Origin of the sequence: Antarctobacter aquimaris (assembly GCF_900184945.1) — a bacterium.
In the GTDB taxonomy this organism is placed as follows: domain Bacteria; phylum Pseudomonadota; class Alphaproteobacteria; order Rhodobacterales; family Rhodobacteraceae; genus Maliponia; species Maliponia aquimaris.
This window is the reverse complement of the sequence record NZ_FXYF01000002.1, coordinates 1-17,600: the sequence shown is the minus strand read 5'-3', so window position 1 is coordinate 17,600 and position 17,600 is coordinate 1. Positions and strand designations below refer to the sequence as shown.

General features: G+C 65.1%; 14 protein-coding genes, 1 tRNA gene and 2 pseudogenes. 10 read left to right on the top strand and 7 right to left on the bottom strand.

Going from position 1 to position 17,600, the window contains the following annotated elements; translation table 11 throughout:
• The first annotated feature begins 114 nt into the window (after window positions 1–114).
• Both MAA8898_RS02865 and MAA8898_RS02860 read left to right on the top strand, forming a co-directional pair.
• Complete coding sequence (locus MAA8898_RS02865) at window positions 115–1,932, top strand: extracellular solute-binding protein (protein WP_094019484.1); 1,818 nt, start codon at window positions 115–117, stop codon at window positions 1,930–1,932.
• A gap of 44 nt (window positions 1,933–1,976) precedes the next feature.
• On the top strand, window positions 1,977–2,090 hold the full coding sequence (locus tag MAA8898_RS02860; protein WP_094019483.1) for an entericidin EcnA/B family protein: 114 nt from the start codon (window positions 1,977–1,979) through the stop codon (window positions 2,088–2,090).
• 199 nt (window positions 2,091–2,289) lie between these two features.
• Here MAA8898_RS02860 and MAA8898_RS02855 read toward each other — a convergent pair whose 3' ends face one another.
• Both MAA8898_RS02855 and MAA8898_RS02850 read right to left on the bottom strand, forming a co-directional pair.
• Window positions 2,290–2,568: a hypothetical protein gene (locus MAA8898_RS02855; protein ID WP_094019482.1), complete on the bottom strand. Its 279-nt coding sequence runs from the start codon at window positions 2,566–2,568 to the stop codon at window positions 2,290–2,292.
• A gap of 174 nt (window positions 2,569–2,742) precedes the next feature.
• Complete coding sequence (locus tag MAA8898_RS02850; RefSeq protein ID WP_094019481.1) at window positions 2,743–4,035, bottom strand: ATP-binding protein; 1,293 nt, start codon at window positions 4,033–4,035, stop codon at window positions 2,743–2,745.
• A gap of 55 nt (window positions 4,036–4,090) precedes the next feature.
• On the opposite strand from MAA8898_RS02850, the gene MAA8898_RS02845 reads away from it, so the two are divergent.
• The 3 genes from MAA8898_RS02845 to MAA8898_RS26650 all read left to right on the top strand — a co-directional run bounded on the left by MAA8898_RS02845 (window position 4,091) and on the right by MAA8898_RS26650 (window position 7,095).
• Window positions 4,091–5,005 (top strand): MBL fold metallo-hydrolase, encoded by a 915-nt coding sequence (locus MAA8898_RS02845; RefSeq protein WP_094019480.1) that lies wholly within the window; start codon window positions 4,091–4,093, stop codon window positions 5,003–5,005.
• An 80-nt stretch (window positions 5,006–5,085) separates the two neighbouring features.
• A tRNA-Asn gene (locus MAA8898_RS02840) sits at window positions 5,086–5,160 on the top strand.
• 273 nt (window positions 5,161–5,433) lie between these two features.
• The gene (locus MAA8898_RS26650) at window positions 5,434–7,095 is read left to right on the top strand and encodes a site-specific integrase (protein WP_094019479.1); all 1,662 of its coding nucleotides are present in this window, start codon (window positions 5,434–5,436) and stop codon (window positions 7,093–7,095) included.
• Between the two features lie 522 nt (window positions 7,096–7,617).
• Here the strand turns inward: MAA8898_RS26650 and MAA8898_RS27250 are convergent.
• From MAA8898_RS27250 to MAA8898_RS26550, 4 genes and pseudogenes are all read right to left on the bottom strand, one after another.
• Window positions 7,618–7,905 (bottom strand): annotated as a pseudogene (locus tag MAA8898_RS27250) (metallophosphoesterase family protein); the annotation flags it as partial.
• Complete coding sequence (locus MAA8898_RS02825) at window positions 7,902–8,312, bottom strand: hypothetical protein (RefSeq protein ID WP_094019478.1); 411 nt, start codon at window positions 8,310–8,312, stop codon at window positions 7,902–7,904. The pseudogene MAA8898_RS27250 and the gene MAA8898_RS02825, both read right to left, overlap by 4 nt.
• On the bottom strand, window positions 8,309–11,185 hold the full coding sequence (locus tag MAA8898_RS02820) for a TM0106 family RecB-like putative nuclease (RefSeq protein ID WP_281252845.1): 2,877 nt from the start codon (window positions 11,183–11,185) through the stop codon (window positions 8,309–8,311). Before MAA8898_RS02820 ends, MAA8898_RS02825 begins: the two co-directional genes overlap by 4 nt.
• Complete coding sequence (locus MAA8898_RS26550) at window positions 11,186–11,629, bottom strand: hypothetical protein (protein WP_217900477.1); 444 nt, start codon at window positions 11,627–11,629, stop codon at window positions 11,186–11,188.
• Between the two features lie 95 nt (window positions 11,630–11,724).
• Here MAA8898_RS26550 and MAA8898_RS02815 point away from each other — a divergent pair, with 95 nt between their 5' ends.
• The 4 genes and pseudogenes from MAA8898_RS02815 to MAA8898_RS02800 form a co-directional block, all read left to right on the top strand.
• A complete protein-coding gene (locus tag MAA8898_RS02815; protein WP_094019477.1) occupies window positions 11,725–12,708 on the top strand; it encodes a helix-turn-helix transcriptional regulator in 984 nt (327 codons plus the stop codon).
• 59 nt (window positions 12,709–12,767) lie between these two features.
• Window positions 12,768–13,475, top strand: coding sequence for a HEPN domain-containing protein (locus MAA8898_RS02810; protein ID WP_245853223.1), 708 nt, complete (start codon window positions 12,768–12,770; stop codon window positions 13,473–13,475).
• A gap of 306 nt (window positions 13,476–13,781) precedes the next feature.
• Window positions 13,782–14,024, top strand: coding sequence for a hypothetical protein (locus tag MAA8898_RS02805; protein WP_141194775.1), 243 nt, complete (start codon window positions 13,782–13,784; stop codon window positions 14,022–14,024).
• Between the two features lie 630 nt (window positions 14,025–14,654).
• Window positions 14,655–14,897, top strand: a pseudogene (locus MAA8898_RS02800) (IS3 family transposase); the annotation flags it as partial.
• 92 nt (window positions 14,898–14,989) lie between these two features.
• Here MAA8898_RS02800 and MAA8898_RS02795 read toward each other — a convergent pair.
• Window positions 14,990–16,279 (bottom strand): PQQ-dependent sugar dehydrogenase, encoded by a 1,290-nt coding sequence (locus tag MAA8898_RS02795; RefSeq protein WP_094019475.1) that lies wholly within the window; start codon window positions 16,277–16,279, stop codon window positions 14,990–14,992.
• Window positions 16,280–16,532: 253 nt separating this feature from the next.
• On the opposite strand from MAA8898_RS02795, the gene htpX reads away from it, so the two are divergent.
• Entirely contained in the window at window positions 16,533–17,456 is a 924-nt protein-coding gene (gene htpX / locus MAA8898_RS02790; protein ID WP_094019474.1) for a zinc metalloprotease HtpX, read from the top strand.
• Window positions 17,457–17,600: the final 144 nt, after the last annotated feature.

The window sequence follows — 17,600 nt, the reverse complement described above, 5'->3', positions numbered from 1 at the left end:
GCCTCATGTATAAGCCTTTCGCCGCGTGAGTCCAAGCTAAAAGTTTGAAAAGGCGTAAAAGGAGCGATACGCTCCGGTCCAAGAAAACAAGGGCAGACGGGGATCGTTGTCAAAATGAGCATAAATTTTTTCCGGAATCGGAAGGCCAGGCTGATTGCGGCCGCCGCGATTCTCTCCGCCGGCAGCCTGGCCGCCGAGCCGCAGCATGGCATAGCTATGTACGGCGACCCGCAACTGCCACCCGATTTTGTGTCGCTGCCTTACGCCAATCGCGACGCGCCCACCGGCGGCATCGTCGTCACCGGCGAGCTTGGCAGCTACGACAGCCTCAATCCGCACATCCTCAAAGGCTCTTCGCCCTGGCAGCTGCGCTTCCTCGCGTACGAGACATTGATGGGCCGCAGCTGGGACGAACCCTTCTCGCTCTACGGTCTGCTGGCCGAATCGATCGAGGTCGGGCCGAATCGGGAATGGGCGGAATTCGTGCTGCGCCCCGAGGCGCGGTTTTCCGATGGCAGCCCGGTCACCGTCGAGGACGTGATGTGGACCTACGAGACGCTGGGCACCAAGGGGCACCCCCGCTACCTCAGCCTCTGGGGCAAGATCGCCAAGATGGAGCAGACCGGCGACCGCGCGATCCGCTTCACCTTCAACGAGGACAACCCGGAACTGGCGCTGCTGGTCGGCATGCGACCGATCCTGAAAAAGGCACAGTGGGAGGGCCGCGATTTCGCGAACTCCAGCCTCGACATCGTGCCGATCGCCACCGCCCCCTATGTCATTTCCAAGTACGAGGCGGGCCGTTACGTCGAGCTGAGCCGCGATCCGGACTACTGGGGCAAGGACGTGCCGATCCGGCGCGGCACCAACAACATCGACACCATCCGGCTGGAGTTCTTTGCCGACGACACCGCGCTGTTCGAGGCGTTCAAGGCCGGCATCGTCAACACCATCCGCGAGACCAATTCGGAGAAGTGGAAGACGCAGTACGATTTCCCGGCCGTCTCGATCGGCGAGATCGTCAAGTCAGAGATCGGCCACGCACGGCCGACCGGCATCTCCGGCTTTGTCATGAACACCCGGAGGCCCGAGTTCGCCGACTGGCGCGTGCGCGAGGCGATGCTGCACGCCTTCAACTTCGAATACATCAACGACACGTTGACCGGCGGCGCGCAGCCGCGCATCACCTCCTATTACGGCAATTCCCAGCTGGGCATGGGCGACGGTCCGGCCGAGGGCAAGGTGCGGGAACTGCTGGAGCCCTTCAAGGACGAACTGCTGCCCGGCGCGCTGGAGGCCTACAGCCTGCCCGTCTCCGACGGCACCGCGCGCAACCGCGCCAACCTGGCCAAGGCGATCGACCTGATGGCCGAGGCCGGCTGGACCGTGCAGGACGGCGTGATGAAGAACGCCGAGGGCGAACCCTTCAGCTTCGAGATCCTGCTGCAACAGGGCCAGGGCGAGAACGTGTCGATGGCCGAGATCTTCATCCAGTCGCTCGACCGCATGGGGATCGAGGCCAGCGTGACGATGATCGACCCGGCGCAGTACAAGGAGCGCACCAACACCTTCGACTTCGACATGACCAGCTACCGCCGCGGGCTGTCGCTGAGCCCGGGAAACGAGCAATACGATTACTGGAGCGCCAAGGCCGCCGAGACCGAGGGGTCGGCCAACTGGATGGGGATGAAGTCCCCCGCCGCCGAGGCGATGATCGACGCCCTGCTGGGCGCGCAGACGCGCGACGAGTTCCTGGCCGCGACACGGGCGCTGGACCGGGTGCTGACCACCGGGCGCTACGTGATCCCGGTGCAGGACCGCTACGCCGTCAGCCTGATCGCCCATGCGAAGGAGTTGAAGTATCCAGAGTATCTCCCGATCTACGGCGATTGGATCGAGTGGCATCCCGATGTATGGTGGTGGGAGGACTGAGACGGTCCTCCCGAAACGGCAACAAGACCGGACAAGAGGCAAAGATGAGAGCAGCAATCATGATCCTGCTGGTCACGGGACTGGCATCCTGTGGCACGGTCGAGGGTCTCGGCCAGGATATTTCGGCCGGGGCGCGGACCGTGCAGGGCTGGTTCTAGACCAGGCCCGGCGCTGGCCGCGCCGCGATGCGCGTGCGTGGAACGAGGCGGGAAAGGCCCTTCGAAGGGCCTTTTTCCGTTGCGCGTGGCGGTAGCCGGATGTCACCGACCGCGTGGCGCAAACAGCCCCGCCAGTGTGCGGGTTGACCTGTGCGCTGGAAAGGCCCTTCGAAGGGCCTTTCACCGTCGCGCGCGGCGGTTACAGCATGCCCTTGCACTTGCCCGGCGAAGACCCCTTTCCGATGTGGTGCGGGTTCAGAACGATGATCCAGCGGACCGGGTAGCCGGGCGCCTGGGTGCGGCGGTAGGTGCAGCCATCCTTCGTGGTCATGTAGTCGCCCTGCGGCCCCATGACGGCGCCTTGCGTCGCGACGTAGGGCTGCGCCTGCGCGAGATAAAGGTGTTTGGGCGCCTCCGCATCCGTGGCGGTCAGCGAGGCGAGGGTGAAGGCGGCGGCGGCGAAGCTGAGGATGGCCATGGCACGGCTCCCTTTGAGACTTGGGTTTCACGATCGGTTGGCGGCGCCGGCCCGTCGCGGGCGACACGCTGACCGACAAACTGCCGCACAAGCCTTTCCGGCCGGTGACCGCCAAGGGGCGAAACCTTGGCGCTTGCCGCGGATTTTAGGCAAAGCGGCGCCAGGCCGGCGTTCTCACAGCGCGATCACGATCTCGGCCCGGAGCCCGCCCAGGCTGTCGCTCTCGCCCATCCGCAGCACGCCGCCATGGGCGCGGGCGATGTCGGCGGCGATCGCCAGTCCCAGGCCCACCCCCGACCCGCGGTCCTGGTTGCGCGCCGGATCCAGCCGCACAAAGGGGCGCAGCGCGCTGTCCCGGCTCTCGGGCGGGATGCCGGGCCCGTCGTCCTCGACCCGCAGGCGCAGCGCGCTGGCGGTCAGCGACACCGACACCCGGCAATGATCGGCGTAACGCCCGGCATTCGCCACCAGGTTCTCCAGCGCCCGGCGCAGGGCCCGGGGCCGCAGCAGGACGGTCCCCCCCTCGCCCGCCATCTCGCCCAGTTCGACCGACTGCCCGCCGCGCTGCGCGTCCTCGACGATGCGGCGCACCAGGTCGAAGGGGTCGGTCGGCTCGGACAGCGCGTCCGCCGCATCGCCGCGGGCGAAATCCAGGAAGGTGTCGATCAGGTGCTGCATCTCCTCCACGTCGCGCTCCAACGGTTCGCGATCCTCGTCGTCCAGCAGCGACAGGCCCAGCCGCAGCCGGGTGATCGGCGTGCGCAGATCGTGGCTGACCCCGGAGAGCATCATGGTGCGCTGTTCGATGTGCCGCTCGATCCGGTCACGCATGTCGAGAAAGGCCTGCCCCGCCGCGCGCACCTCGGTGGCGCCGGACGGCGAATAGGGCACGACGTTGCCCTTGCCGAAGGCCTCGGCCGCCTCGGCCAGCCGGGTGATCGGCCGCAGCTGGTTGCGCAGGTAGAGAAAGGCGATCAGCGTCATCAGCGCGCCGAAGAAGACCATGTTGACGAACAGCTGGTGCGCATTGGTCGCCGAGGCGCGACGCCGGTCGACGATCGCCCGGTACAGATTGCCCTCGTGGCGCAGGTACAGCACCACCTCGCGGTCATTCGGCAGCGCCACACGCTCCAGCCCCGCGACCTTCGCGCCCAGTTCCCGGATCACCACGATGCCGGTGAAATCATACCATCGCCGCTCATTCACGGCCGGCAGGTCCGTGTCCCGCACCGCCACCGGACGGATGCCCAGCACCGGGGACAGGCTGCTGTCCGGCAGGCCGCTCACCGCCAGGTTCACCGCGCGGGCCAGTTCGCCGCTCATCTGCTGTGTCACGCCTTCGAAGTGGCGCTGGACAAAGACCACCGACACCACCAGTTGCAGCGTCACCACCGGCAGCACCAGGATCAGCGCCGCCCTGCCGAACAGCGTGCGCGGCATATATCGTTTGAGCCACTGGAAGAACATGCGCTACCCCTGATTGCGGCGCCCCGCCCCGCCATCTGCAAGAGGAACCCCGACGATGCAAGACCCGCAGCCCGATTTCCGCCCGCTTCCAGGCCAGGCCGAGGACCTCGGACCCGGGCTGCGCCGGGTGCTGGCGCCGAATCCCTCGGCCATGACCTTTCGGGGCACAAACACCTATCTCGTCGGCACGCGCGGTCTTGCGGTGATCGACCCCGGCCCGGACGATCCCGGACATCTCGAGGCCGTGCTGGCGGCGGTCGGACCCGGACAGCGCGTGACGCATATCCTGGTGACCCACGCCCACCTCGATCACGCCCCTTTGGCGCGGCGCCTGGCACAGGCCACAGGCGCGCCGGTCCTCGGCTTCGGCCCCGCCACGGCGGGGCGCCGCCCGGTGATGGAGCGGCTGGCGCGCCAAGGGCTGGTCGGCGGCGGCGAAGGTGTGGATCCGGATTTCCAGCCCGACACGGCGTTGGCCGACGGCGCGACAGTCGAGGGCGACGGTTGGCGGCTCGAGGCTTTGCACACGCCCGGCCACATGGCCAACCACCTCGCCTTTGCCTGGGACGACAAGCTGTTCACCGGCGACCTGGTGATGGGCTGGGCCAGCTCGCTGGTTTCTCCACCGGATGGCGATCTGACCGCCTTCATGGCCTCGCTCGAGCGCCTGCAGGCGCGGCACTGGTCGGTGTTCCACGCCGGGCACGGTGCGCCCGTCGCCGACCCGACGGCGCGTTTGGCCGAACTGCTGGCGCACCGCCGCGGCCGCGAGGCGGCGATCCTCGCCGCGCTCGCCGAGGCCCCGGCGACAGCCACGCAGCTCGCACAGCGCATCTACACCGACACCCCGACGGCGCTCCTGCCCGCCGCGGCCCGGAATGTCCTGGCGCACCTCGTTGATCTTGCGGAGAAATCCATCGTCGTTGCGGATGGCCCCCTGCGCGTCGACGCGGTTTTCACTCGCCGCTAGGGCATGATCGCGGGCCTGCGAATTATTGTGACAAAACCCTCTGGACGCCCGGAGTCGACGTTGCTATAGACGCCACGTGTTCCGGCGTAGCTCAGCGGTAGAGCAGTTGACTGTTAATCAATTGGTCGTAGGTTCGATCCCTACCGCCGGAGCCAAAAAACCAGCTACCCCCTGAAATCATTGGTTTTTCGAGGCTCGGAATCGGAGCTCGACGACGAGGTGCACAGTCTGCTGCACACGGTGGTGCACAACGTGTGCACAGGAGGGCATGTCCATGCCCCGGAATCGGAGCTTGCCGCCCCACCTCGAAATCCGCCGCGCCGGCTACTTCTGGCGCAGACGCCTACCCCGGTCCCTACGGGACCGGGGCGCGCCCTGGCCCGACCTGCCGGGAGAAGAAAACATGACGAGGCCCAAGAAAGTTTTTTTTGCGCTTCTCCCTTCGCAACCAAATCCTCCGCGACGCGAAGATCCTGGCCCGCCGCCTCACCGAGATGAGTGACCTGGTCTTCGCCGCAGACGCGGAGACGATGATGGCGATTGCGCCCGAAATTCAGGTCCGGATGCTGGAGAGCCTCGCTCGGTTCGAGATCGAGGCCTTCGAGCGTATGCGCGCCGTGGCCGCTCCCCGCAGTCCGGAGGCCGCCGCCCAGGATCTGCGGCGTGAAGAGGCGCTGCAGACGACCTTGCGACAAGCGATTTATCTCGGCGACCGGCAGGTCGCGCAGCGCCCGTTGCACCATGTTGCCGCGCACCTCGGCCTCGAACTGGACGAGCGCGACGAGGACTGGAGCGCGCTGGCCTACGAGGCGACCAAGGTCCTGCTCGACAAAAGCCAAGAGCGCTCCCGCCGTCAGCAAGGGATCTACGAACAGCCGACACTGTTCTTCCGCCGTGCGGTCAGAACGGCCGGAATAACCCCGCGCGAGGATCGAACCGCCCCAGCAGAGATCACCGTTGCACCGGCAGCCTTCGCGAGCGACGCGGTGATTGACGCACCTGTTGCACCTGCCCCGGCGTCGTTCGCAACCGACGACCGTGCCGACGCTCCCAAAGCATCCGCTGCAGCCGAGGCACCGACCGTGTCGGATCAGCCGCAAGACGACGCCGCCGAGGAAGAACCTTCGGCCGCCGTGTTGTCTCTCAGGAATTCGACATCCCTATCCCAGGCAATCGTGCCGGCCGGGTTCGACCTTCCCCACGGCTATGATGAGGAAACTTGGCAGAAAGCACGTGTCGCGGCGCGCCCGCCTTGCATTCTGGTCGATCGGAAGCTGCTGTCGGAAGAGTCCCGTGCGGCGCTCGACAAGCAGCGTGGGATAACCGTCACCGAGTCGATCGAACTCTATTTCGAGCTGCTGAGCTGGGGCTACAGGGCACCCTTCAACAAGCATCAGAAACGCAAAGGCATCCCGGAGAAGCTGAAAACCGCGTCTGTCGAGGAGCGCCTCTGCGAGGATCACAAGAGCAAGCGCCGGCTGGCGCTCGCTTTCTGGCCCGCCGTGCTCGGTGATGAACCGGTCGATGAGATCCATGTCGACGAGGTGAACGATGCTCTCGAATACTTCCGGCGGCTCCCGACAAACCATAGCAAGTCCGAGAAAGATCGTGAGAAATACACTGTCATGGAGCTGATCGAAAAGGCGGACGCTGCGCAGGTTCAGCTCGAGAGGGATATCGCGGCCGCAAAGGCGAGCGGCGCGAGCTCCGAGGAGATCGACAAGAAGCGCCTCGATGGTGAGAAAGCCCGGATCACGGTCACGACATACATCAAGCATGGGCGCGTCCTGCGCGGGGTTGGCGAGATGCTGATGGACATGCAGCTGATCGACCAGAACCCCTTCAGCATCTGCACGTGGAGCAACGACGACGAAAAGGACCTCAAGAGCACCGAGGGTCAGCGCAAACGGGAAGCCTGGGACGACCGAGTCTACGACCTTTGGGGATCCCCGATTTTCCAGGAGCCGCTCGAAGACATCGGAGATCCTCTGTTCTGGGCCCCGCTGATCGCACGGCACCAGGGGATGCGGATGGAGGAGATCCTTCAGCTCGGCCCGGAGGACTTCGGAACCGACAAGGGCATTCCGTAGAGCTTCAGACAGACGCTCTGTCGCGTCTTCGGTATCGAGAATATCGAGCATCAACCGGGTCCAGTCGATCTGTCCCGTCTCCACCTCCGTCACCTCGGGCGCCGCGCCGGCTGCGGCGAGCGACACCAGCAAGGCTCCGGCGGGCCGGTGCGGCTTGAAGCTGTCCGGCTCGGGCGTGCCGGAATACCAGGTATTCGCCGCCACCTCGATCCGGCCGTGCCAGTCGCCGAACCCGAGGTAATCGAGCCCCGCCCGCATGGCCCGGTCGGGTGCGATGACGGCGCCACCTTCGCCGCCCATCTCGTCCACCGATCGGAAATCGCGGATCGAGCCATGCCCAAGACCGATCCGGATCGCCTCGCCGGTCTCGGCGCCGTCCATCCATTCTGTCAGGTCACGGCCCGGATTGCGCGTCGTGCAGGGCGCGGGAAGAAGTATCGCGCCGTCCCCGAGTCTTGTAGGCTCGGGGGCGAGTGCGAGTGTCACGTTGTCTGGTCGCTCCCGCTCCAGCGTGCCCCAGATCTCTGCCGCGCTGAGGTGATCGTGATTGCCGGGCATCAGCACCCAGGTCAGGTCGTCATGTCCTGCCATGGCATTCATTGCCTGCCGCAGCGTGGCACGGGTCGGGGTCTCGGCGTCGAAGGTGTCGCCGGCTAGCAGGACATGGCTCGCGCCCCCGTCACGCGCGGCCTTGGCAAGCGCCCCGATGGACTCTTGGCGAGCCTGCCGAAGGCGGTGCCGCACCTCCTCGGGGAATCCGCCGAATGGCTTGCCAAGATGAAGGTCCGAGGCGTGGAGGAAATGGATCATCGCGACGTGGTCCTTTCGCGGTAGAGTTCGTCCGCGTGGGCGCGCGCCTCATCCACATGGTGAAACATCTCGGCGTGGCGCTGGCCGAGAACGGTCAGACGGAACACCTTCTTGCGGCTCGCCGTATGAGTGGCTGTGTACTCGATGCCAGCGACTTGATGGTCACCGTCGAAACCGCGCATCAGCCACTGTCCCTCATGCGGCTCCCAAGATAGCGCACCGATGGTGATACGTCGCTGGGCATAGAGTTCACGTTCGAAACAGGCGATATCTTCCAGGGCTTCGGCACCACGCTCGGCATCGGGTCCGCCGTCTTCGACCCATTGCGTCGCCCTTCGTCCGATCTCCCATCTTTTTTCCCCCGGCATGGTCGCCAGTCGCTCGGCCAGAGATTTCACCCGCGTCATGGACATTCCTCCGTCTCGTTTCGAATGTGCGTTGTCTGTTGTTCAGCAAGCGCGCAGAGCAGGTTCACCAAAGCCATCTGCTCGACGCTCGTGCATGTCGTATCCAGCAGGCGCGGCGATACGAAGACCAGCGCCAGACCCTTCGCACGGGAGACAGCGACATTGATCCGTTCCCGCGACAGAAGAAACTCCATGCCGCGCGGCATCTCCTCGCCGGAGGAGGCGGTCATCGAGACGAGGCAGACCGGCGCCTCCTGTCCCTGGAATTTGTCGACCGTTCCGACGCGGATCCCCGGCGGCAAGGCCCGGCGCAGGGCGTTGACCTGGAGGTTGTAGGACGCAACGACGATGATATCGGCCTCGGTCATCGGACGGGTGTAGCCCTCCCGATCAGTCCAGGTGCCGGTCAGCAGATCCGCCGCGGCGGCGCGGATCGCTGCCACCTCCTCCGGCGCGGATTGCGAGTTGCCCTCGTGTTCGACAGGGACCAGATGTGCGCCCGTGGCGGGCCATTCCGGCACCCCATCTAAGCGTTGTCGCGCAGTATCAGTGTGGCTCTCGAGCCGTCCTTCGTAGACGTGGTTCGAGATGAACCGGCAGACGTCCGGATGCATCCGCCGCGTGACGGGGAGGAAGATTCCCCTGTCGGATCGGATCGCGGCATCGCCGCCCTGCATCCAGTCGAGGCAGGACAAGTCGGCCGGGGCCGGATGCGCGCCCTGCTGCACCTGAGGCAACTGGCGCGGGTCTCCGACCAGGACGACATTCTCGGCGCAGGTCGACATGGCCAGCATGTTGACCAGCCCGACCTGCCCCGCCTCATCCACGAAGATGTGGTCGAAATGCCCCCGCAATCCCTCGCGCGAGAACAGCCAGGCGGTGCCGCCGACCACGTCCGCCACGCGGAACAAGTCCTCGTCATTCTTGTCCGTTCGCTGGATCGGGCAGTCTTCCGTGTAGGTGTCGTCGCTCAGCTTGTGCACAATGGTGAAGTCCGGATCGTCCCACTCGTGTGCGTCGAGGATACCCATCAGGACGTTCTTGACCGCCTCGTGACTGGTCGACGCCACGGCCACCTTCCTGCCCGCCCGGACCAGGGCGAGGATGGCGCGGGCCGTGACGTATGTCTTGCCGGTGCCGGGCGGCCCCTGGATGGGCAGGACTGTCCCGTCCATGTCCATCACCGCACCGATCGTGCCCTCCACCGGGTCGCGGCCGTTCAGGACGTCCGCGCGCGGCCCGCCCCGGAAACCGGGTGTGGCGCGGGTCAGAAGGGCGTCGGCGGCCCGCAGCACCTTGGGACCGCATTGATCGTCGATCACCGCATTGATCGCGTCCCGGATCGGCTTCGTGTTCAGGGGCGTTTCCGGATGCAACGCCGTCACACCTCCCAAAAGGCCGGCCTTCGCCTTTCCTATCTTCAGCGTTAGGGTTCCTGCGGCGGCGTCGAAGTCATGCAGAGCCGCCGTCGCGATGAACCCGTCTTCGTCATAGCCGATCGCGGGCCGGGCACCCTCCTTCAGTCGCGTCTCCTGCTGCGGGAACGTGAACCGCTGACCGACAGACTGCTTGATCGCCAAAGCTCCGCCCGCTCGAACCAGCCCACCCACGGCGTCGACGCTCTCGACAAGCTCGTCCTCCTCCTTCGCGATGCTGTCATGAATCGACCAGTAGACGGGCTTGTCCTCGCGCCAGTGATATTGCGCCAGGTCGAAGAGCAGTTGCTGGCGGTCCTCCGGCAGGTCCGACGCAGCCAGCTGCGCGCGGAGGGCCTCCGTCCGCTCGTCGGCCTCCGCCTCCTTCTCGCCGGCGCTCTCAGCGGCCAGCGCCGGCCAGGGTCCCTCGGGCCGGATCGAGACCAGCCAGTCGCGCAGTTCCTCGGTCGAGACACAATCGACCTCGTTATAGGCGCGGATCTCTTCGAGGATCGCGTCGTCACCTGTCCGGCGCCACTCCTCGTAGGCCACCACCGAACCGCCTGAAGTTGTGACGTCGCCCTCCCGCTTGCCCCGATAGAAGGCCTCCATCGACTTTATCGAGTAGTTCTTCTCCGAAGCCAGCAGTCCGCCGCGCACCACGGCGTAGAGGTCCACGAACCGGTGTTCCCTAAGCAGTCGGTCGAGAAAGGCCTCGCCGATCCCGTATTTCGCCGTCAGCCGCTTGAGCGCCGTCACCTCGTAGGCGGCGTAGTGATAGATGCGGGCGTGCGGGAAAGCTGCCAGGCGCTCCCGGAACCAGGAGAAGAGATCCGCAAGCGCCCGCGCCTCCTGCACGTGATCGTGGGCCCAGAAACCGGTGAAGGCGTCATCGGCCCAGAGCCCGTGGAGGTATTCCAACCCGCCCTCATAGTAGGGGTCGCCTTCGATATCGTAGAAGACGTCGCCAGATTGCGGCTGCGGCAGAAGGTCAAACCCCTTGCCGGGCGACGGTGCCCTGAGTTCGAAGGAAGGCGCGCCTTCCTTGCGGGCGTGCTGGAGCCGTGCCTGCGCGACGAACTTGTCCAGCGTCGCCGCCGCCATGTGCCGCACGGAGGCGTCGCGCGAGGCCAGCGCCTCCATGGTGCGGACGTCATCGGCTTCCAGCTTCGCGATCTGGCCGGTGCTGATGCCTGCGACGTTGTAGAGACTGTCGGTCTCGTCCCAGACGGCCTGACAGTGGTCCTGCCACCGACAGAGGGTGCAGGCGGCGCATCTCTCGGGCCGCGTTCCCGGCCGGGTTCGGACGAACTCCTCCAGCCGCAGGCGTGCGCGCCGGGCGTATGCGGCATAGTCGGCCAGCCTGAAACTCGCCCGTTCGCCGTTGCCAAGCTCGACATGAGCGGCGTCGGGAGCGACACCTTGGAGGTCGGCGAGCAAGTCCGAGTAGAGGACCAGCTAGAGAAGATGTTTCGGATCCGGTTTTCGCTTGAGCTTCGTGTCGGTGACCTCGTAGCTCCAGTCTCCCAGGTCCGAGGACCGCTCTACCCGTTCGAGGAAGTCGGACCACCCGCCCCATGAGCCGCCGTGGAGCGCGGCCTGGAAAATGACATCCGCTCCGGAGGCCAGCGCCTTCCTGGTTTCCGCCAGCCCGCTCTCCAGCGACAAACCCTCGCGCGGCACTTCCACGACGTGCCGTCCCAATGCCTTCAGGGCTTCGAGATGCGCCGCCTCGTGCGCGTCTCCCATCTCCTGCAGAAGCTTCGCCTCCTCGTCGTCCGCCCGCGGCTGCGGGCCATGCCCCTCGAGCCGGGCGAGATCGAGAAACGTCGCATGCGTGCAGCCGGAGAACCGCATCAGGTCTGATGCAGAGAACAGGAATTTGCCTTCAATCAATTGCACGGAATCCGGGCCTCCATTTCACACACGATTCGCTCGATTTTCGGCCCCGTATTCAGCATAACTCTGGTGCACGTCAAAAACGGTCATGGTCAAAGATGTCATTCACGAAAGCCCGGGATCTGATTGAACTCGCCAAAATGGCGCATGCACGACATGGAGGTGTCACGCTCGAGGAAATATGCGATCGGTTCCAGGTGCCGCACCGCACGGCGCAGAGAATGACCGTGGCACTCGAGGAGACGTTTTCCGGCATCGAAAATCCGACCAAGCCCGATCGCCGCAAGGCGTGGAAATTGCCGGATCCGGTCCCGGCGGCCCTGTCGCCGCCCGTCGATGATAGTATCGAAGCGCTCGACTTCGCCATCCGCGAGGCCCGGGACGCCGATCGTCACCGCCATGCCCGGACACTCATGCGGTTGCGCGACGATCTCCTGCAGCGGGTCCCCGGCGCCAGGGCCCGAGCGGCGGAGACCGATGCCGAAGCGATACTCCAATCGATGGGACGTGTCGCGCGCCCTGGTCCGCGAGGCCGAATTGATCCAGCGGTGGCAGACGCCGTCTACGACGCGCTCCGCGGCCCTTACCGCCTTCGAATGCGCTACCGTTCGCAGGGCGGCGACGTCCGCAAGCGTGATGTCGAGCCCTTGGGTGTTCTGCTCGGCCCCCGAAGCTACCTCGTTGCCCGCGTGCCCGAGGACACCGCCTTCCGCCATTTTCGCATGGACCGCATCCTCGCGGCGGAAAGCACCGACGAGTGGATCGCGCTCGATCCCGCGTTCGACATCAACGCCCATGCGAGTGAAGCCTTCGGCTCCTACCACGATCCCGCTCAGATCGGTCCGGTCGCATGGAAATTCACACCGCGCGCGGCGCAGGCCGCGTTGGAGTTTCTCTTTCATCCGGAACAGGAGCAGGAAACGCTCCCCGACGGCAGCCTGATCGTGCGCTTCAAGGCATGCGGATGGCTCGAGATGGCCTGGTTTCTCTACCAATGGGGTGAAGAGGTCGAAGTGCTCGAACCCGCCGGGCTGCGTGACCTCGTTCACCCGGGTCGGCGCGACTTCGGAATACTGCCGTGAGAAACCCGGGGTTATCCGCAAATTTGCCAAATTGACGTGTTTCGACGTGATCAGTGGAATTGGAGGAAGCAATGCCAGACCTGTCTTTCGACGATCTGAAGTCGAAACAACGCGCCATTCGCGACGGCTTCGAGCAGGATATGGGCCTTCGCGTGCATCGTGCGATATCCTGGATCGGCCGGGCGGAAAGGGAATCCGAAGACGCTGATGCGCGCTTCATCTTTCTCTGGATCGCCTTCAACGCCGCCTATGCCGACGAGAGCGATGCAGGCGGACGGTCCTTCGGCGCCGCACGGGAGGACTTCGAGAGCTTCTTCGCCCGCCTGATCCGCCTCGATGCGAATCATCGCATCTACAACGCGATCTGGACCCGCTTCTCGGGACCGATCCGCCTCCAGATGCAGAACCGCTACGTCTTCAATCCGTTCTGGTCACACCATAACGGCATCGCCGGGCACGAGGACTGGGAAGCCCGGTTTCAGCATTCGGCACGATTCTTCGGTGACGCCGTCACGCGGCGCGACACGACCGCCGTGCTGACCTGCGTCTTCGACCGGCTCTATGTCCTGCGGAACCAGATCATGCATGGCGGCGCCACCTGGAACGGCAGCGTGAACCGGGGCCAGGTCTCGGACGGAGCGGAGATCCTGGGATTCCTGCTCCCCGTCTTCGTGGACCTGATGATGGACAACCCCGCCGAAGGCTGGGGGCGCCCGTACTACCCGGTTGTCGATGATGGCCGTGCAAAAGCAGGAGGTCGGCACTAATGGTCCGCCCGCTGTATCTCCCGGTCGACTTGCTCGAGAAGGATATTTCTGGCCTCTTTGCAGACTACCGCCGGCATCGAGATCGAGGCACCAAACTTGCAAGCATCGACAGATCGAAGGCCATGGGTTTCAACGCTTTCAGCTGAATACTCGAAATTTCTGAATTGGGTGAGATAAGTTGTATTCAAGAGAATTCGGAAGATTTACGAGATAATGGGGAAAGCTTGGCACCAGAAGCAATCGGGCAGTTCAGTTCGCTCCTCTCTGGAGATTCGGGTCATGTCGAAATGACGCCGTCCGAGCGACTTGAAAAGCTTCTCACGGATCAGTTGGAGCACGCTGCGGCTGCGAAAGAAGGAATACGGCCGTATGAGAGCCTACGTGGTGTTGGAGATGCGATCAGCGGCGAATATGGAGATCGCGTCCTATTCGCGCTTTTCCAGAACGCGCACGATGCGCACACCGAACCCACTGAGCGCCGCCGGGCGGGGTCTCTTCAAGGAAATCGGTGCAGGGGCAACCCGACTGAAATTCGACATCGCACAATAGGATGCCTTAGACGCGAGCAAATCTAATGCCACGCGACGGCAGAGCTTGCGACCGTGATCCGCTGGCGGCCCCCTTCGATCCTGCCGCGGCGGATCCCTGTGCAGCGCTGGCTCATGAGGGTCTGCTGTCGTGTCCCAGATCGTTGCGGCGTTGCCGCACCCCTCGTTCGCCAGAAATGTGCAGATCGCGGTCCTCCTCGGGCGAAAGGACATGCATTCACACCATTCGCGACGCTGCGGACATGTGCACCGATTGACGACGTGCACAGGGTACGGCATTTCTGCTTACACACCGCCGGATTCGGTCCGGACTCGAAGCAAATTTTCCTTTGATTTCAGAGGTGTTTGCTGGCTGGCACCCGCCCCTACCGCCGGAGCCAAAAATTCCTCAGAGTAGCAATACGTTGCTAGCCTACTCGCAAGGTTGGCTCTTGGGGGAGTTTGGCACTAATAGGCAAATAGTAGGCTACTTGGCTCGGTTCTCTCGAACACGCCCCTGTATAGCAAAGCAATCGGTGGCTCGCGGGTGGGTCGGTTCGCGCTGAAATTGCCTGCCTGCTCCATCAGTTCAGCAGGAAGAAGAGCCTCGCCAAAGTGCGGCCGCCCTTGTGGAACATTTGGGGTTGACGCCGAGGCGCGGGCGGCGATGAAAGCCGTCGAGGCAGAGCGGCGGCGCTTCGGCTACCGTCGCCTCCACATCATGCTCGAACGAGAAGGCATCGTGATGAACCTGAAGAAGCTCAGGCGCCTCTACCGCGAAGAAAAGCTCCAGGTGCGCCGTCGGGGCGACCGGAAACTGACATTGGGAACGCGCAGGCCGATGCTGGTGCCAGATGCTCCCAATCGGCGCTGGAGCCTGGACTTCGTGAGTGACGCCCTTCGGATGGCACCATGTTCGCCATTCCCAAGCCCAAGGATGATGCCGGACGCGTAAGTTCTATCCATCTGGCAGACGACGTGCCTCAGTCAGGCCGCCGTGACGCGCCAGATGATGTCGCCCACGTCATCCGCCATCAGCAGCGACTTCCGGTCAGGTCCCAGGGCCACACCGACGGGCCGCCCGTAGGCCAGTTTTTCGTCCTCCGAAAGGAAGCCGGTCAGGATGTCCCGGGCCGGGCCGCTCGGCGCGCCGTCACGGAACGGCACGAAGATCAGCTTGTAGCCGCTCAGCGTCGACCGGTTCCACGACCCGTGCTGGCCGATCACCATGCCCGCGCCGAAGCCCGGCAGGGTGCCCTCGGGCATCCAGCACAGGCCCAGAGGGGCGGTGTGGCCACCGAGGGCAAAATCCGGCCGGATCGCCCGCGCGACCATTGCGGGATCCTGCGGCACCCGGTCGTCCACCGTCTTGCCCCAGTAGCAGTAGGGCCAGCCGTAGAACCCGCCGTCCTGAACGGAGGTCAGGTAGTCGGGCGGGGTTTCGTCGCCCAGGCCGTCGCGTTCGTTGACCACGGTCCAGAGCTTGCCGGTCACCGGCTCCCAGGCCATGCCGACGGCATTGCGCAGGCCCGAGGCAAAGATGCGGGCCTGCCCGGTGGCGACATCCAGCTCCCAGATCGCGGCGCGCCCTTCCTCGACCGCCATGCCCTGGTCGCCAATGTTGGACAGCGAACCGACGCCGGCGTAGATCTTCGTGCCATCGGGAGAGGCAAGCAGGCTGCGCGTCCAGTGCCCGTGCGGTTTGAAGTCCACCAGCTTTTCCCCCGCACCCGACAGCGCGGTGTCGCCCGGCGCATAGTCAAAGACCCGGATGCCGTCGGTATTGCCCAGGTAAAAGCGCTCTCCCACCAGCGCCATGCCGAACGGCTGATTCTGGTTTTCGACAAAGACCTTGCGGATCTCGGCAACGCCGTCTCCATCGGCGTCGCGCCACAGGGTCACGCGGTTTGCGCTCTTGCCGATCGCCTTGACCCGCCGCATCGTCGCCTGCGCGGCGTGGTCCATCAGGGTCTTCGGCGGACCGGCCTGCTCCTTCGATTCCGCCACGAGCACGTCACCGTTCGGCAGCACCTCGATCCAGCGCGGGTGGTCAAGGCCCGAGGCAAAGGCATTGACCGTCAGGCCGGGCGCGCAGATGGGCAGGCGGCCATTTTTCCAGCCTTCGGCAACGGGCATCTTGAGGGTCATGATGCCCTGCTTGCGCGCCTCGGGAATATCCGGCGCGGCGCCGAAGGCCTGGTGTGACGGCGCACTCATACGCCGCACGAACGCGACCGTGCCGCCCACCAGTGCCGTTGCTCTTGCGATCAGTTCCATGCCTGCACCCCTCTCCAGCGAGAACAGCTTATCGGAGCGGGCGGACCGGCGACAGCACCTTTGCCACCCCCCGCGACCGACCGGGCCGCATGCCCGAGGTGCCGTCGAGTCCGCCCCGCCAGGGCAAGGCTCTGCCATGGACAGCCGTGTCCGAACGCCCGGTTTGCCCGTGGCCACGGCACCGCATGCTTGTGCAGGTCGGAAACCTCCCCATATTCCCTCACGTCCCCACCGTGACGACCAGGAGACCAGGATGGGCTATGTGAAGACAGCGATGCTGATGGCCGCGATGACCGCGCTCTTCATGGGCGTGGGCTACCTGATCGGAGGATCCGGCGGCGCCCTGCTCGCGCTTGTCGTCGCGGCAGCGATGAACGCCTTTACCTGGTGGAACTCGGACCGCCTGGTGCTGCGGATGCACAACGCCCAGCCGGTGATCCGCGGCGACCGCCTCGGCCTGCACGCCCTGACCGCCGAACTTGCCCGCAACGCGGGCCTGCCCGAACCGGCGGTCTACCTGATCGACACGCCGCAGCCCAATGCCTTTGCCACCGGACGCAACCCTGCGAACGCGGCCGTCGCGGTGACCTCTGGCCTGGTCCGCAGCCTGACGCGCGAGGAGCTGGCCGGGGTGATCGCCCACGAACTGGCCCATATCCGCAACCACGACACCGCGATCATGACCGTCACCGCGACCTTTGCCGGTGCGATTTCGATGCTGGCCAACTTTGCGCTGTTCTTCGGCGGATCGCGCGAGCGGATGGGGCTGGTCGGGACACTCCTGATGATGTTCCTCGCCCCGATGGCGGCGGCGCTGGTTCAGATGGCGATCAGCCGGACGCGGGAATATGCCGCCGACAAGGCCGGTGCCGAGATCTGCGGGCAGCCGCTCTGGCTGGCCTCGGCCCTGGAAAAGATCGCCATGGGCGCGGCCCGGATCGACAACCACGCGGCCGAACGCAATCCGGCGACGGCGCACATGTTCATCGTCAACCCGCTGCACGCCCACAAGCACGACAATCTTTTCGCGACGCACCCCGCGACGGAAAACCGGGTGGCCGCGCTGCGCGCGATGGCATCGCAAGCCGGGCACACCTCGGGCGCGCGCCGCCAGCCCCTGTCCCCCAGCCGTGTTCCCAGGACACGGGATCGCACCAAATCCGGACCCTGGGCCTGAAGAACCGGGGTCTGACCGGCGTTGATGATGTGACCGCCCCCCGACGGCATCAACGTGCCAAGGTGGGTCTGCAACGATCCACAAAGGAGAGCGGTCATGTCGGAGATTATCACGGTCGGGCTCGATCTGGCGAAGAATGTCTTT